Below are 15,234 nucleotides of genomic sequence, written 5' to 3' on the forward strand. Positions count from 1 at the left end.
TGAGTTGTTCTCGAACTTCACGATAGGGGCTAATTGCAGCAATGATCGCAATTATGCCATTGCGACTGAGTAATTGGGCAACAAAACCAAGACGACGCACATTCGTATCTCGGTCTTGTTTGCTAAAGCCTAGCCCACCAGAAAGATGGGTGCGAACAACATCACCATCTAACACTTCTACTAGGTAATCTTGCATTTGCAGTTCTTGCGCTAGACATAAGGCAATGGTTGTTTTGCCAGCACCACTTAAGCCTGTTAACCAAAGAATTGCTCCTTGTTTCATGTTTGACTTAATACCCAATTTTCATCACTTCTAGTAGCTTGTGCTTGAGTCGAGTACCACATATAAAATAATGATCGCCCCTTTTACAGATGCGATTCAGCGCGATCGCTATTTTATATGTGATCATTCGTAGCGCGAATTACGCTTGAATAATAAAGTCGCTGGCATTGAGAGATGGCGCACCAGTGAGAGTGGCAAACTGACCGCCACTGCCAAAACCAGGCGCAGTACCATTTTCGTTATAGAACAAGCGCCCATTTGCAGCATCGTAGACAACTCTGGCGCTGCTAATGCCCTCCAAAATTGTCAACTTGAACAAGTCAAAACCAATACTTTTAAATTCACCAGCATTACTGAAACCATTGCCTGGATTAGAACGAAGCACACTAAATGTCGTTTTATCTAGAACAATCTTGTCGCCCTCTGAACGTTTGAAGTCAGTCAGAGTATCTACACCCAAATCTGAGCGTTTAAAAGCAGCATTACTATTGAAAACGAATCTGTCAGCACCAGTTCCACCAGTCAGGCGATCATTGCCAGCACCACCAATGAGAGTATCATTGCCAGCACCACCAATGAGAGTATCATTACCTGCTCTGCCATCAATTATATTGTTGGCGGGTGTGCCTGTAAGGGTGTCGGCATTAGGAGTGCCTGTAAAGTTGACTTGGTTAATGGTTAAGTTGACTGTGGCGTTATCAGTGCCACCATTACCATCGTTGACGGTGTAGGTAAAGGTGTCAGTGCCACTGAAGCTAGCATTGGGAGTGTAGACGATAAAATCATCACTGAAATTGGTGGCAGTGCCGTTATTGTTGACGACTGCCGTACCATTAGCTGGGTTGGTAGCGATACTCAAGCTTAAGGGGTCGCCATCAGCATCGGTGTCATTGGCAAGCACTAAGATATTAACAGGGGTGTTTTCGTTTGTGGTAGCAGTGTCGTCATTGGCGGTGGGAGGATTGTTAACTGGGGTATTCTCGAAGAATAGGATATTGCCGCCAATATTCCCTATAAAAGCATCTAAGTCCCCATCAGAGTCAATATCGGCAAAGGTGGGTTTAGGTAAATACCCTCCCACATTCCTCAGTCCGAAGGGGTTAGTGGCTTCAAAGGTGAAGGTGGGAGCAGTGGTAGTTCCGGTGTTGCGGAAGAAGAAGGTATTGCCGTCGTAACCATTGCCTACAAAAGCATCTAAGTCGCCATCCCCATCGATATCGGCAAAGGTGGGTGCAGCATCAAATCTCGCAGTCAGTCCGAAGTTGTTGGTTTCCTGGGTGAATGTGGGAGCAGTGGTAGTTCCGGTGTTGCGGAAGAAGAAGGTATTGCCGGAATCGTTACCTACAAAAGCATCCAAGTCGCCATCTCCATCGATATCGGCTAAGGTGGGTGTGGCAGAAAGCCCCACATCCGTCAGTCCGAAGTTATTGGTTTCCTGGGTGAAGGTGGGAGCAGTAGTAGTTCCGGTGTTGCGGAAGAACAGGGTATTGCCGTTCTCACTCCCCACAAAAGCATCCAAGTCGCCATCGCCATCAATATCGGCAAAGGTAGGTGTGGCAGAACGCCCCACATTAGTCAGTCCGAAGTTGTTAGTTTCTTGGGTAAAGGTGGGAGCAGTGGTAGTTCCGGTGTTACGAAAGAATAGGGTATCGCCGTTATAATTACCCACAAAAGCATCCAAGTCGCCATCGCCATCAATATCGGCTAAGGTGGGCGCAGCATAACGCCCCACATTAGTCAGTCCGAAGTTGTTGGTAATTGGAGCGAGAAAATTTGGGTCAGCCATGTTAGTTTTCTCTTGATTCAAATGTACGGTTAATCAACTTACTCGTTTGTCGCACTTCCCCTACCCCAGTTAAATAGGGTGTTAGGTGTCGTTGGACAAACTGTAACAAACGCGGATAACAGTGGGAAACTGAACCCGTCAGGTAGGGAACACCACTCTCTACTTGACGACGTATCGCTTCGGCTAACAGAGAAACCCCTCGCCCCTTCTTCCCAAATGGTTCAGCAATTGAAAGGGTGGTGTAGCGAATTGTGTCAGGCGCAACCCGATGGGTGAACACCCAACCAATTACCTCCCTCCGATAGCGCAATCCCAAGCTGTATAGGGGTTCTAATCGGTGTTCCTCGACACCAGGCGGTAAGGATAAACCCGCTTCTAACCAAGGAAACACCTCAAAGGCTGGAGGTAGGGGATACTTGTCTAACCAGGGGGCTGAGGCAATTTTTTCAGTAGCGGTTTTGCCTAGCACCAAGTTAGTTTGGGGGGGTTGCCAATGTAGTTTTTTCAGTAGCGGTTCTAAGGCTACATTGGTAAGTACACTGGTTTGATAGCTGAGAATGATTTCAAAACATCCCTGTTGGGCTAATTCTCGTTCTAAATAAGCGAGTAACCTCGTGCCAATTCCTTGTCGGCGGTATTCGGATAAAACGAATAGAGAAATAATTTCCGCTTGCTGTGGATTTAAACGTTCGCTGATGGCAAACCCAACTATTGCCCCGCCAACAGAAGCCGAAAGCCCAATTAATTCGCCTTGAGGCGGTTGAGTTCGCCAGCGTTTTTGCAAATTGGGATAGGTGAGGTGATTGTAGGTGAGAGCATTGCTGGCATTGAGGTGATACACCTGTTGATACTTCACCTCTGGGCGCAAGGCTTGTGCCTCTACAATGGGTTTGGGTGAGGGTAAACCAGCCACGGGGGCGGCTGTACCTAAACTGGGACGATGGGCGGTGGGTTTGGTGGTGACAATACCGCCACTATTGGGGAATGTCACTAGGCGCTGAATTTCGTCTGACTGTAACCCAATCGCTTGGGGTTGGCGGACTCCCGGTAAAACTACGACATCAAAAAGTTCTTCAATTACTCCCTGAAAATATAGCCAGTGCAGGGGTGTACCGGTTTGCAAGTCAATCACCATCAAACCACATTGGGGGCGATTTCCTTGGGCAATTAAGCGTTTTTCTAGGGTTAATCCGATAAAACTCTGGGAACGTAACTGAGATAGTCCCACAAAGGCGAAGTTTTGCCAAAAGGCTAATCCGCGTACAAATCCAGGGCAAAACGTGATGGGATGAAATTGATTGTCCTGGATGTAGCCTAATTCTCCTGTGCCGGAATTGAGTAACCATAATTTCCCCTGATACCAACGGGGAGAATGGGGCATGGATAAGCCTGTGGCAATAATTTCGTTGTGGACAACGTCGATGACGACTCCACCATCGAGGCGATGGTTACGCCACCCGGCAGCTGTATCTGTGGTACTACAAGCGGTGACATAGCCTGGTTTGCCCTCTACCATCGCTAACCCATTGAGATGACAGCGATCTTCAGCGACGAGTTTGGAGATAAAGGGCGGTTGCCAGATGGGTACAAAATTGTAGTCAGGGCTGAGGCTTGCTAAACAACTAAAATCTGTATTGACAAAAATAACTTTTCCTACATCATCCAATACAACTTCATGGGCGTTGACATCGCCGGTGGTGTAAGCTGTGCGCGGGACATAGAGACGATCTGCTTGCAGCAGCGCTTCGCTAACGCATTCCCCATACCTTTCTCCTGCCTCTAAAAGATTCTCGAAATGCCAGAGTTGGTAACGGGTACTCATGTAGAGGGTACTACCTGCTGCATATAGTCCCATCGGCTTGTCGAATAGTCTTTCGTGTACCTTCAGATGTCCGTTAGCTTGGCTACTGACGAAAAAAAGGCGGTTGGTTTGGTAGGTGGTGCAAGCAAGACTTAGATTCTGCTGTGCTAGCCAGAAGGAAAACTCTTGACTAGCGGCAATTTTTAACGCTGGGGTGGAATTTGCTGATGTTGTCTGCATTATGCAAAGTTGGAGTTGTAGAACATGGCTAATGAACTACCCCCATGAAAGTATCATTATTGACTCCCCAAAATGTCTCTTTTATCACATAAAAGTGTAAATCTTTACTAGTATCTTTTAACAGTCAAGCTACAGCATATTAGCAGGCTAGTCAATAATTTTATACAGATATCCCACTTTTCCTACTTTTCCTACTTAGAGGTTCCACACTACAAAAATCCAATGCAAATCTCGTTGCGGCTTCAAAAAATTGCTGCTTACTAAAGTGAGGAGTTCTCGGTCATTGGGGGAACTCAAACAAATTAGTGGTATCATTTTTTTGGCTTGGTGTTAATTTCTCAAATGAAGAAGTTCAAAGTGCTTTGGAAGGTTTTACGAGTCGCGATGCGTAAAGAAAGCGTCCACAAACTAGGGAGTTTTAATAGTTCTAGAAATTCTTATCTTAGATATCTAGATGAGCGTTCTTTAAAAGCATTCACTACTTGAGCATTCTTAGTGATGAGGGTCATATTCTACTAACAAGTGAATATGATCTGGGGCAATCTCCAAAGCTTTGATAACCCATTTATCGTCGTTAGCAACAGACTGAAATATCTCAGTGCATCACAGCTTTAATTGTTCATTATCGGCAAAAACTTTCCTACGCCTACATGGTATCCAGACGCTTATGATGGGATTATGAATCGAGAGAACCAAGCAGCCAGTAGCCGGGAGAATCAGGCGAATCGTCAAAGTAATAGGCGCGGATGGCTTCGAGCAGATCGTGAGTGGTGATGAAGCCATCTTCGTCCTGGTCAAGGCGACGGAATACCTCGCGGGCATCTTGCTCGCATAGGTGCATCATAGCACCAGTCCAGCGGATTTCATCTGTAACGGTAAGTTTCCCGTCTCCATCTTGGTCAACGATATCCATAATGGCCGAAAGGAAAGGTATATAGCCCTGGTCAAACGCTTCAGTGGTTTCTAGCAGTCCCAAGGCGAACGCTTCTTTGTACTCGGTCTCGCTGATGCACCCATCGGTGTTTGTGTCGGCGACTTGTAACAAGTGTTGCCACAAGCCTAAGCAGACTTCAAGCAGCCGTTGTCGGGCAGGAGATTCTTCTCCATGACCGAATTCTTCAGCCAGACGCGCGACTGACATCTCAAAGTCGCTCTGCTCAATAAAGCCATTGCGATCATCATCGAAGGTGCGAAAGCGTTTGGAGAGTTTCCGATCCAGGAAATCGTTCATGTGGTTTTTGCGACATCATATACCCAGCCTATAGTAACTGATCTGGTACAAGACAGCTTTACTACAAAGTTTATTTAATCATTTACCGTATTTCACATTCGGCTCAAGAAAAATTAATGTACTTTTATTGCTCAGTAAAACAATAAAACTCTACAATTTTTGTACCATTAACTTTTTTTTATGATTCATTGATACTTCATTTATCAACTTACAGTCTATTAACAGCATAATCAAGGGTTAGTACAAAATATCCTACTAAACCCACTTTTCCCACTTAACTTTTGTAAATATGTAGTTGTTTTTTGAAGAATTCATGAGTCAGAAAGGCACTGCTAGATTGAGCAATCGCTACCCCTCCCAATTCACCAGCACCCCATCCACAACCGCAATCTTCCACTGAGGATATCGAGCCAGCAACTTCTTGATCAATATCACAAGTGCCGGATCATCCCAGCACGAGAGCAAGAACTCAAAACCCGGATTTTGCCCCGAATTTCCTGCCATTTTCAGTTTCTTCATACGTAAAGGTCGCGCCTTAGATCGAGCAATGACAGCCTGATGCGACCATTTTTTATCATTTGGGGCAGACGCGGCGGAACTTTGGTTAACATGATGAGTCTTGTCCTCATAGCCCGAAATCTGGTTTTCATCTATCAGTGAAGTGGAAAAGCTGGGTTGGGCTGGTTCTTCAAAATTGGGGGCAACGGGCGCGGCGGAAAACGTACCTTCATGATGGAATTTCGGCTCAACACCATAATTTTGGTTTTCTCCTTCCAACAAAGCTGATTGACTCTGTACAGCATCCACGTTCGCGCAGTGTCTCGTAGAGAGCGTTAGCGACGTGCAGTCCGTTACCGTAGGTAACTCTTTCTCCTCTTCCACGCTTTCGAGAGTCTGAGGCGACGCGCCCTCAAAAGGTTCGTCAGCCGTCACCTCTACACGCGAATTTTCGTATGAAGTGGAAGAGACAACTACCATACCAACAACCTTAGTTGGTTGTTGGTAGGTAGTTTTGGGGTAGTTAGAAACGTTGTTAGGTTTTTGGAAGCCTTGCAAATCCTCACTTTTTTGACCATTCATTTGGAATGATTCCAAATCCGGTTGGATTTGTTCCACTTTGGGATGGTTTTGATTCGGTTCGGCGTGGTTGATTTTCTCCCCGGTGTGGACGGTTTTCTCGTCGCAAGAATTGGTTTCCGCAGACGTGGACGACTCCCAGTAAAAGCGATTGTAATAACCGTGCAAGTTACGAACACGGTAGCTAATCAGTCCTGGTCTGCCGGAAGGCAAACGACCAAACACTTCCTCAAACTGAAACAATCCTTGAGCCGTTAACGCCGCCCCTGCTTTTTGCAAAGATTTGTAGATGAGGTTAGTATCGAGTTTGTGTGCAGAACTCCCATATTGTTCAGCCGCCACGCTATCTAACCAAAGCTGCTGCACAGATGGAGGCTGCTGACGAACCCAGTTAATATCCTCAATCGATACTTTGCAATGTGGTCTAATCGATTTATCTTCTGAAGCTTGTTTGCGCTCGTTTCGCTGTTTGCTGCCACCGTTGATTGCTTTTAATGCTGTAGTCATATTTCCTCCTAAATTTTTCCATGACAATGTGAGCGACATTGCACCCATGCCGCGTTTAAGTTTTTAGCTATCTCAAAGCGAGTCTTTATTTACTGGTTCTCGTCTTGCCAAAAGCGCAATTCATCTCGGAAATATCTATCAGTCTTTTTCGATTGCTCCTTCCAACAATCCCAGGCAACTAACACTTCTTCGCCCAAATCTTGCACCACCTCGCCTCTCTCGACATACAAAGTGTGGTAAGGGTCAGCATGGGCAACGATAGAGCCGACTTGGATGGTGTCCGGTTCAATAGATGCGTTCTGGAGTGCAGTAATTAACTCTGTTTCCTCACTAGTCAATTCCACCCAATAGTCTGATTTAATTAACTCATACTCTTGCGCCACTGCCCAATAGTCCTGCCACGTACACTCAGGCTTGGCCAACACTGTTCTAATGTCACTAACTGCCTGTGGTAACAGCTGCAATTGCTCCGTCCTTATGGCGATCACAGATGGTGTGGGACTACTTCCTAGGATTATCGCCGCAGCCTCAAGCGCTTGGGTATTGTTCATGGCTTCGCTTAGGTTTTTCAAGACCAGACCCATCAAGCGTAAGCATTCGGTAGCATTTTCTTTTGGTGGTTCAACAGCTAGCGATCGCAGGTCAATAGTTTTCTCCAGTGATCGCTTGACTTCCTTGTTTAAAGCTTTGGTTGCTTGTTTGGTGAGAGTATTGCTCCATTCCTGGGCGGGACATTCTCCTACAGCGTGTTCTAGCTCCTGAATACGCTCTTTTAGTCGCTGGTTTTCAAGTTCTAGCTGCCTCAATCCTTCCAACTCGTCTAACCTTTGCTGTAACTGGATGTTTTGCTCCTTCTGTTGTTTAAACAGTTGTTGCAAGGATTGGATTTGCTCTTGTACCTGGGCTTCGGCTCTGGTAGTAGCTTCTGTTTGCAAACCAATCCTCAATTCCTGCTCCAGCTGCTCTAACTCAAGCTTGTGTTGATCTTTGATTTGGGCGATCGCCTCAGAGTATTCTGGTGGAAATGTTCTCTCGTTGGGGAATGGAACGCTCTTGGCATCTAGATCCTCGTTGTTGATCAGCAGCTTTTCACCATCATCAAAGGTGACAATTTGCTGCCAAGCGTTTGGTGCACCTGCTTCAATCACTCCCGACTCCCCATAACGAGGATGTGATTGTGATGAAACCGCGACAGAATTACACAATTGCGTTTTTGATTTTTTGGTTTTTCGTGGTGCAACCTGTTGTACTGCTTTGGCGAAGTCGGCAGCTGTAGGATAGGGCTTTTCTTGAGATGCGATCGCAACAGCTTGTTGAAGCTTGTCGGGTGTTTTGACTAGCCGGAGTAAGGGGCGAGTCTGGGAAGGTTTGGTGATCTTATCTTTGAGATCGTCGGGTAGAATATCAACTACTCGCTTGGCCGCAAATAAATCCTTGACCCGGCGGTATCCCCCGTGTTTGGTCAACTCGCTTTCGCAGTAATCCTCAAAGCTAGTGTATGCGCCATCTTGGTAATAGGCGTTATCTCGCATCAGCCGCAGTTCATCGGATGCCTGCCACTCGAATCGGTCTATGGCGGCGAAGGTTTCTTGGATGCTGGTGTTGAGATTGCTGTAGTCAAGGGTTGAGGTTATTTCGGAACGGTTTAGTGTCAGCATAGCTCTCTCCTGTTTTCAGAGATAGGAGAGGCGTCTAAAACCATACTTAGCTGATGTAATATTTCTGTTTGTCCTGACTTTGTACCAATAGAACAAGGATCTTCACCTGTTTGTGTGCATACATGGCATGAGTGCTGATAATTCTTAATTCTGTGGCTGTCACTACGCCATAAAGGTATGCCTTGATAAATAACAAAGTCAACTCCTGTGCATGGCGCAGGAGAATTTGGTATTCTTTGAGTAGTCATAGCTTTATCCAACAGTTATTTGACTATCCCCGCTGCAAGTTTCTCAGGCTGTCAGTGGGGTTTGATTTATTGCTGTTGATTAACTCGCCTTTGTAATTCAATTTCTGCTTGCTCAAGTGTCATAGGGACAGCATTGGAAGCAGCTCGTTTTCGATCAACATAGACATAAAAAGCTTCCTGGTCTTCAGGATGTTGCTTGACGTATGCAAGCAAGTCAATATCAGACATCGTTTTGTAATTAACTTGAGTCATTGAATAAGAATCTCTCCGTTTGAAAGTATTTCTATTTGTATTGTGTCTGCAACTAACATAACTATGCGGTCATTTCTTTCATCTAACCGCACTAAATTAATTGACTGAAGTAGATTGCTTGCTCTTACTGACATTCGCCAGTAGGCTTTCAACTGTTCTACTGTCGGCTCCATTCCATCTCCTTGCTAGTAGCCTGTATTAGCAGCAATAGTAGGTTAAAAGGTTGATTTGACCTCAGACAAATGCGCTCATGCGGCTTCTTCTTGTGCTAATAACTGCATCTGAGATTTGGGCTGAGACTTGTCCTTTATTAAACCGTACTGCTCTGCTGGCTCATTAAGAAGAGATTGTGTAAAGTCTCCTTCTTCGCTATCAGGTTTTTCACTTTTTGGAACCCACTCTAGTACCTCGCCTGGTTGCACTTGATAAGTGTCACAGATTTTACTAAGAACCGTAGATGACGGTAACTGTTCAGGGTTGTTATACAAGTCATAAGCTGTTCTTTGTGCTATTCCTACTTCTTTTCTAAATTGGTAAGCTGTTATACCCCTTTCTTGCAAAAACCGCTTAATTTTATTTTTCACTGACACTTCCTCAACTCCTATGTAGTTGATACTATCATCTATCTAGTAGTACTAACTAATTAATATTAGTTATATAAATGGTGATAAACCATAACTAAATGATATTACTAAACTATTGCATATAGTATCAGCTAGTTAGTAATATGTAGACATAACAAAAGGCGACCGCTCCAGGCTGGAAACTTGTGCGATCGCCCTTTGACCCTAATTAAAGGTGATCATTATTATGACGCAAGCCATCTATACACAGCAAGCACTTTCAAGGCGAAAGCTCAACACACTAACAACAGCTACATCTGCTGATGTCACTTTCAAGGATGAACAAACCGCAGCACAAGCAGAATTGCACAAGCACCTCAAAACCCAAGCCGAAGCTATAGCCCCAGCCAAAGACCCCCTGACATCTCGCGACCGTCGCATCATTGGCGAGATTATTCAGGAACAGCCCGAAACCATCCGCACCATCTGGATTGAGGGCGGTATTACAGTATGGGTGCAGTTTCTAGATGGCGGACGGCTTGCTTTCGACCGTGACTGGTTCGCTACAAGAGTTGCATTTGTTAAGGCGACTCTGCCCGAAACCCCATTGGAACGCAACGAGCGCCTGCATGAGGAATTAGAAATAGCTTGCAACAAGTTTGGGATTCAGATGGGGCAGGTTGATTGGCTATCGTTCAGCACCAAACTTTATCGAGATGGACAATGCATTAGATTAGTTGGGTGTAATGCTCAAGGTTTGTGGTATGCCAGACGTACTCGACTAGGATGCAATCAGTTTGCCCACTCCGCAGAGATAGCGCTGGCATCCTTGGGAGTAAGAGTAGCAGTCGCGGCTTAGTCTTAAACAGAAAAAGCAAGCGCTTACCCGGATGGAATGCGCTTGCCTACCAATAAGAATCATAAATATTCATCATGGCACAGACTAGAATCATTGCACATATTCAAGAGCTGTCTGACGAGTCCCAAGAGGAAATACTCCTGCCCCCGACAGATCCCAACGCAGAGGTGTTGGATGTATCTGGTTACAAGCTGGTATATGTGAAAGGAGCTTGTCCGAAAGTTTATCGTGTGTATAGGGATGATTCAATGCTGGGTTTGGTGTTTCAGCACATTACCCATTGGGCGAACGAGGTGGACAAAATCAGGTACGCCAAGCCAAAGGATGCAGTAGTGGTGCTGGAGGGTTTTGTTAAGGTTGCGGATAAGCCAAGACAAAAAGCTGTGGAACTGGAAGCAGCTTAATTTTGATTGTCGGTTTCTTGATTTTGTAACTGTTGCACCATTTCTACCGATAATCCGGTTATCCGTGCGATCGCATCAATACTCATGCCTTCTGCTAGTAAGTTGAGGGCGATTTGACGAGCTTTTTCATCACTACCTTCTGTCTTAATTGACTGATAAATGACTGACTCTTGCATGATATCTCTCCGCAACAAACGTTGAATTACCTCTTGATTCAATACTAACCCAGCTAGAATTGCTGTTGATGCTGTGAGATTACTTTGTGTTCGTCGATCAGCAATATTGTCAATTCTAGCTGCTACGTTCTGCAATGTACCAGTTTTATTAGTTGTATTGCTCAAGACAGCAAATGGCAGTAATCCTGGCATTCTCAGAAATATTTCTGCTGGTTGTTCCCATAAGCGAATTACCGTAAATTCATGTTGCAGATTTTCAATACTAAAAGTAGTTTGATACACCATTTCTGATTCAGTTTCGGCTAAATAAACTACTACTTGACGCATTCGTTTTTCAGGAAAACGTCGGTATACCCGCAAACGATAATCAGCCATGCGGAAAGGCATATTCGGATCAGGCTTAGTCTGGAATTCCAAATGCAAAACAACTTCGTCTGATTGCAACAGTATTAATGCATCAGCACGGATGGGTTCTAGTGATAATTCTTTTGGACTTAGCTCGGTTAGGGAGATAGGTTCTCCCAGTAGCCAAGTAGCAAAATCCGTTGAGAATGATTCAGCGATGAACTTGCATATATTGTCAAACATGCAGAAATTGTATCATCAGTGGTTAGCTAATTGCTAATATTAGAACGCTTTTTTGTTGTGATAATTTTTAGCCAAATTGAACACAAGTTAACAACAATTACGGAACTTTTAACCATGCCTAAAAAACAAAACTGCTCTGAATTAACGGCAAGCAATTTACTGTATTCGCTTCGATGTCGTGGTGGTTCTGCTCCTTTGCATAGAATCAGCTTTTCTACAACAGTAATTCAGTCTTTGGTAGATCGTGGACTGGTAAAAGTTCAAAATACTGGCTGTGGGTTTCTATTGTCAGTTGTCGAGCGTCAATAGATGAAAAGCTGCGCTTGAACTTTTTGATCAATTGAGTAACTTATGGAAATCAAAACAATCTCTGTAACATATCAAAGAAAATTTAACTTGGGTGACTACGAATCGTTGGAAATAGGTTGTTCATTGTGGGGGCAGATAGACCCAGAAGAAGATGCAGAGGGAGCTACCCAATTCCTATTTCAACAAGCGAAAGCTTCAGTAAAAGAAGCGGCTATGCCAGTCATTAAGGAATCGGCTTATCAAATGAATAAAGCCAGAGTACAAAAGCAAACTGCCAAAAATAATGTTCAAGATGAATCGGAGGATTTTTAGAAATGGCTGAGATGAAATTAGGACTATGTAATCCACCTCTTCCTATTTACCTATATGTTGATAAATTGTCAGATGAAGGCGGTGTCTATGGTTGGTATAATTACGATTTTCAGCAGGATAAAAAGGTTCCTGTTATTCCCAGAGCATTAACAGGTTATCTATTAGAATTAAGACTGACAGATAAAGATTTTAAGGGTAAAGATAATCTCAAGTTAGATATTGTCGTTTTGGCTGATGAACTTTATATTGTCAGAAGCGGAATTGAGACTAATTTCACTAAATCATTTCTTTTAGCTGCATCCATTATTGAGGACTTTTCTAAACCTTTAATGATTGTTGTAAATCCTGGTGATGAAAATGTAGTTTTCTGTAATCTTTATGATGCAGAGACTAAAGCAAAAATTCGTCATGATTGGAATTCTAACACCGACTGGGCAGAAATTATACAAGACATTCAAATCAAATTGTCTTGTGATGGCACTAGGAGCTACGGGTTAGAGGAGGATTTTGGTACTATAGTAAAACAATCAATAGCTAAACCTAAAATTCCACCACATCCTCAAGATTTACGGGTCAAGCAAATCCGTACTTTGCTAAACTATCCGGTCGATTTGGTCAAGGAATGGTTGCAACTCCAAGATGTGGAACGTCCCAGTCAACTTGATGACAGTAAGGTTAATGAGCTAGTAAAAACCATGTGCCTTGCTTGGGCTGCTGATAAAGTTGAGGCTTCTAATCATGCTGAATCTTCGTATCAACAACAAGTACTAAGTGTGACTAGCGATCGCACTGATGAAGTTGCGGCTATCAAAGCATGGATGAATTATATATTGGGGCAAAGAGTAGCAGCAAGCTCCAGGTAAAAAATGAGATTTCAGAAAGGCAGTCTAATGCTGCTTTTCTTTCTTCCAATCACTAAAGAACAACTAAAACTAATGACTAATTACAAACAAATTGAGCATTTAATTACGCAAAAACCAAAAGTACGGTTGGCTGCCCATCGCCGTACCTTAAAACGGTTCAACCCCAAGGTTTTCATTGACCGTGCCATTGAAATATCAACGTTTGCATCGCTATTGATGACTGGATTTGCGGGAGTAGGAGCGATGGCTAGCTGGGGATTAGAAATTATCGAGTTAAACACTAATGCCAAAATAATCATTTCTAGCTGGTACTATCATAAAAACGCTTGTCTGGGAGGTATGCTGGTAGGCTTTTCTGCTTTCTTAGGCAGTTCAATACTTAGGGCAAGTCTTAGCATTAGCAGGGATAATTTTCATAAATAATCAGGAGAAACTTATGCTAAACAAGTATCTCAACATTTGTGCTGGAGGGCTGGGAGTAGCAGCAGCAGTCATCGGAGGCACAATTTTATTTAGAGGGCTTAGCGGGGAGAGTGTCAAAAGTTTTTTGGCTGGTTCGTGCTTGATTCTAGGAGGGACAGGGATAGCTTCAGCCAGTTTGTATCAAGTCAAAGTCGAGTCAGACATCGAAAAGATTTTATCAGAAAGACGTAAAGCAATGCCAAAAGCTTGTAGGGGTTGCAGGAACTTTCACGGGATTAAATACCAAGGAGTAATGCTGGTTTGCGCGATACATCCTCATGGTGTAGAGAGTGATACCTGCCTAGATTTCGAGAAATTTAGTTAACAAAATAGTTATGGAAATCATACTAACCACAGCAGAGATACGACAGATTCTCCAAGGCTGTCAGCAGACTTTGCGGCTCGTTCAAAGTACTACAGAGTATCGACTGATTCAGTCTTCGCCCTACTTTTCAACATCAAACGATGTCTACATCGGTGATGCTGTGAATGTTTTGAGGGAACTGGTGGAGGCGATTGACGAAGTAGAACAGATCACTCAATACAAGGAAGGAATTATAAATGATTGAACCAAAAACGCTTATCAAAGGAAAGCTGTACGAGTTTCGTGGGGTGCAACTGCGTTATCAACATCCGTCCAGTTGTGCTGTGCAAGCCCGATATGTATTCACCAACTCCAAGGGACAGCATCGGGAGTTGGGAGCGCAAATTATTAAACGAGAATTGCATAGCGTTGAAGAGTTTGCGGAGAATTAACAAACCGCAAGAAAGCGAATACTCCGCCAATCGGAATATTAACCTAAACATACAAAGGAGCAACAATATGCAGTTATCTATAGACAACGATTTTCAGCACAGAGAATCGTCCTTGACCAAAGCATTGCGGCAGATTCAGCAGTTGAAATCCAAGCTTGCTGAACTAGAGCAGCAACATCAAGACTATGTGCGCTCGCAACAAGAACTAATTCCAGCGTTCGTCCTTGACGTTGCCGCAGGCATCGCCGATATTTGCCCTTCTCTAATACAAGAGGTTGAGGCCCTCCGCATTCTCGTATATCGAGGCGAGGCGGAGTGTCGGCGGTATTTGCGCTCGCTGTTGGTGAATCGGAAGAAGGCTAGCTAAATATGCTAATAGCATTGGTATTAGCAGTAGTTAAGTTAGCATTAACTCTCTTTCCAGTACCAATTTCGCTGATCAGAAGTTTGATGTAGGTTGTAGCGGGAACTTCCGTTGTACTCAGGCGCTTACCAGACAAATGCTCTAGCAAGCCACGTCTTGGAGTATTTCTAAAAGCTTGTCTAAATTCACCGAAGCGGGTTTTTATCGCATGATCCCCTTATTATCTAAATATATGCGCCGTTACCCTAGTAGCTGTCACTACTGGGCAACGACGACTTCCAACCTGTAACCGTAAACAGCCTACAGGAGGCGATCGCATTATGACAGAAATCCAATCACTTCATGACTTTCTGATTCTCCATCCGATGTACCATCGGCATTTAGCCGAGTTGATGGGAGTGAAGACTTGCACAGTAGATAGATGGAGTAATCAAACAAGACGAGTCACTAAACGCACACTAAACGAACTTAACAGGTTGCACTACTGGTTAAACG

At 44.1% G+C, this 15,234-nt stretch carries 20 protein-coding genes and 1 pseudogene; 10 read left to right on the forward strand and 11 right to left on the reverse strand.

The features are described 5' to 3' along the window. The 10 genes and pseudogenes from HCR01_RS34640 to HCR01_RS34685 form a co-directional block, all read right to left on the reverse strand. Positions 1–283, reverse strand: a 283-nt coding sequence (locus HCR01_RS34640; RefSeq protein WP_193200457.1) for an adenylyl-sulfate kinase, incomplete at its 3' end; no start/stop codon positions are given. A 139-nt stretch (positions 284–422) separates the two neighbouring features. Then, positions 423–2,069, reverse strand: coding sequence for an FG-GAP-like repeat-containing protein (locus tag HCR01_RS34645; protein WP_320073242.1), 1,647 nt, complete (start codon positions 2,067–2,069; stop codon positions 423–425). A gap of 1 nt (position 2,070) precedes the next feature. Continuing rightward, entirely contained in the window at positions 2,071–4,110 is a 2,040-nt protein-coding gene (locus HCR01_RS34650) for a TIGR03032 family protein (RefSeq protein WP_193200458.1), read from the reverse strand. A 338-nt stretch (positions 4,111–4,448) separates the two neighbouring features. Next, positions 4,449–4,830: pseudogene (gene tnpA / locus HCR01_RS34655) on the reverse strand (IS200/IS605 family transposase). Next, the gene (locus tag HCR01_RS34660; protein ID WP_193200459.1) at positions 4,787–5,341 is read right to left on the reverse strand and encodes an EF-hand domain-containing protein; all 555 of its coding nucleotides are present in this window, start codon (positions 5,339–5,341) and stop codon (positions 4,787–4,789) included. Before HCR01_RS34660 ends, tnpA begins: the two are co-directional and overlap by 44 nt. 348 nt (positions 5,342–5,689) lie before the next feature. Further along, on the reverse strand, positions 5,690–6,925 hold the full coding sequence (locus HCR01_RS34665; protein WP_193200460.1) for a hypothetical protein: 1,236 nt from the start codon (positions 6,923–6,925) through the stop codon (positions 5,690–5,692). A gap of 89 nt (positions 6,926–7,014) precedes the next feature. Beyond that, the gene (locus HCR01_RS34670) at positions 7,015–8,583 is read right to left on the reverse strand and encodes a hypothetical protein (protein ID WP_193200461.1); all 1,569 of its coding nucleotides are present in this window, start codon (positions 8,581–8,583) and stop codon (positions 7,015–7,017) included. Positions 8,584–8,897: 314 nt separating this feature from the next. Further along, complete coding sequence (locus tag HCR01_RS34675) at positions 8,898–9,083, reverse strand: DUF6887 family protein (protein ID WP_193200462.1); 186 nt, start codon at positions 9,081–9,083, stop codon at positions 8,898–8,900. Next, positions 9,080–9,256: a DUF6888 family protein gene (locus HCR01_RS34680; protein WP_193200463.1), complete on the reverse strand. Its 177-nt coding sequence runs from the start codon at positions 9,254–9,256 to the stop codon at positions 9,080–9,082. The genes HCR01_RS34675 and HCR01_RS34680 overlap by 4 nt, the downstream gene beginning before the upstream one ends. Positions 9,257–9,331: 75 nt before the next feature. Continuing rightward, entirely contained in the window at positions 9,332–9,667 is a 336-nt protein-coding gene (locus tag HCR01_RS34685) for a helix-turn-helix transcriptional regulator (protein ID WP_320073243.1), read from the reverse strand. A gap of 226 nt (positions 9,668–9,893) precedes the next feature. Between HCR01_RS34685 and HCR01_RS34690 the strand changes: the two genes are divergently transcribed. Both HCR01_RS34690 and HCR01_RS34695 read left to right on the forward strand, forming a co-directional pair. Then, positions 9,894–10,505 (forward strand): hypothetical protein, encoded by a 612-nt coding sequence (locus HCR01_RS34690; protein ID WP_193200464.1) that lies wholly within the window; start codon positions 9,894–9,896, stop codon positions 10,503–10,505. Positions 10,506–10,579: 74 nt separating this feature from the next. Next, positions 10,580–10,909, forward strand: a complete 330-nt coding sequence (locus HCR01_RS34695; protein WP_193200465.1) for a hypothetical protein — start codon at positions 10,580–10,582, stop codon at positions 10,907–10,909. On the opposite strand, the gene HCR01_RS34700 is transcribed toward HCR01_RS34695, so the two are convergent. After that, on the reverse strand, positions 10,906–11,673 hold the full coding sequence (locus HCR01_RS34700; protein WP_193200466.1) for an Rpn family recombination-promoting nuclease/putative transposase: 768 nt from the start codon (positions 11,671–11,673) through the stop codon (positions 10,906–10,908). The two genes, HCR01_RS34695 and HCR01_RS34700, sit on opposite strands and share 4 nt — an antisense overlap. A 114-nt stretch (positions 11,674–11,787) precedes the next feature. Here HCR01_RS34700 and HCR01_RS34705 point away from each other — a divergent pair, with 114 nt between their 5' ends. The 8 genes from HCR01_RS34705 to HCR01_RS34740 all read left to right on the forward strand — a co-directional run bounded on the left by HCR01_RS34705 (position 11,788) and on the right by HCR01_RS34740 (position 14,742). Continuing rightward, positions 11,788–11,982 (forward strand): hypothetical protein, encoded by a 195-nt coding sequence (locus HCR01_RS34705; RefSeq protein ID WP_193200467.1) that lies wholly within the window; start codon positions 11,788–11,790, stop codon positions 11,980–11,982. Positions 11,983–12,024: 42 nt separating this feature from the next. Then, complete coding sequence (locus HCR01_RS34710) at positions 12,025–12,294, forward strand: hypothetical protein (RefSeq protein WP_193200468.1); 270 nt, start codon at positions 12,025–12,027, stop codon at positions 12,292–12,294. 2 nt (positions 12,295–12,296) lie between these two features. Continuing rightward, entirely contained in the window at positions 12,297–13,157 is an 861-nt protein-coding gene (locus tag HCR01_RS34715) for a hypothetical protein (protein WP_193200469.1), read from the forward strand. Between the two features lie 72 nt (positions 13,158–13,229). After that, positions 13,230–13,580, forward strand: a complete 351-nt coding sequence (locus HCR01_RS34720; protein WP_193200470.1) for a hypothetical protein — start codon at positions 13,230–13,232, stop codon at positions 13,578–13,580. Between the two features lie 13 nt (positions 13,581–13,593). Further along, positions 13,594–13,944 carry a hypothetical protein gene (locus tag HCR01_RS34725; protein ID WP_193200471.1) on the forward strand — a complete coding sequence of 117 codons (351 nt, stop codon included), beginning with the start codon at positions 13,594–13,596 and terminating at the stop codon, positions 13,942–13,944. A gap of 10 nt (positions 13,945–13,954) precedes the next feature. Then, a complete protein-coding gene (locus HCR01_RS34730; RefSeq protein ID WP_193200472.1) occupies positions 13,955–14,188 on the forward strand; it encodes a hypothetical protein in 234 nt (77 codons plus the stop codon). Next, entirely contained in the window at positions 14,181–14,375 is a 195-nt protein-coding gene (locus HCR01_RS34735) for a hypothetical protein (RefSeq protein ID WP_193200473.1), read from the forward strand. Before HCR01_RS34730 ends, HCR01_RS34735 begins: the two co-directional genes overlap by 8 nt. Positions 14,376–14,442: 67 nt before the next feature. Continuing rightward, positions 14,443–14,742 carry a hypothetical protein gene (locus HCR01_RS34740; RefSeq protein WP_193200474.1) on the forward strand — a complete coding sequence of 100 codons (300 nt, stop codon included), beginning with the start codon at positions 14,443–14,445 and terminating at the stop codon, positions 14,740–14,742. Positions 14,743–15,234: the final 492 nt, after the last annotated feature.

This window comes from Nostoc sp. MG11 (assembly GCF_014904695.1).
Classification (GTDB): Bacteria; Cyanobacteriota; Cyanobacteriia; order Cyanobacteriales; family Nostocaceae; genus Komarekiella.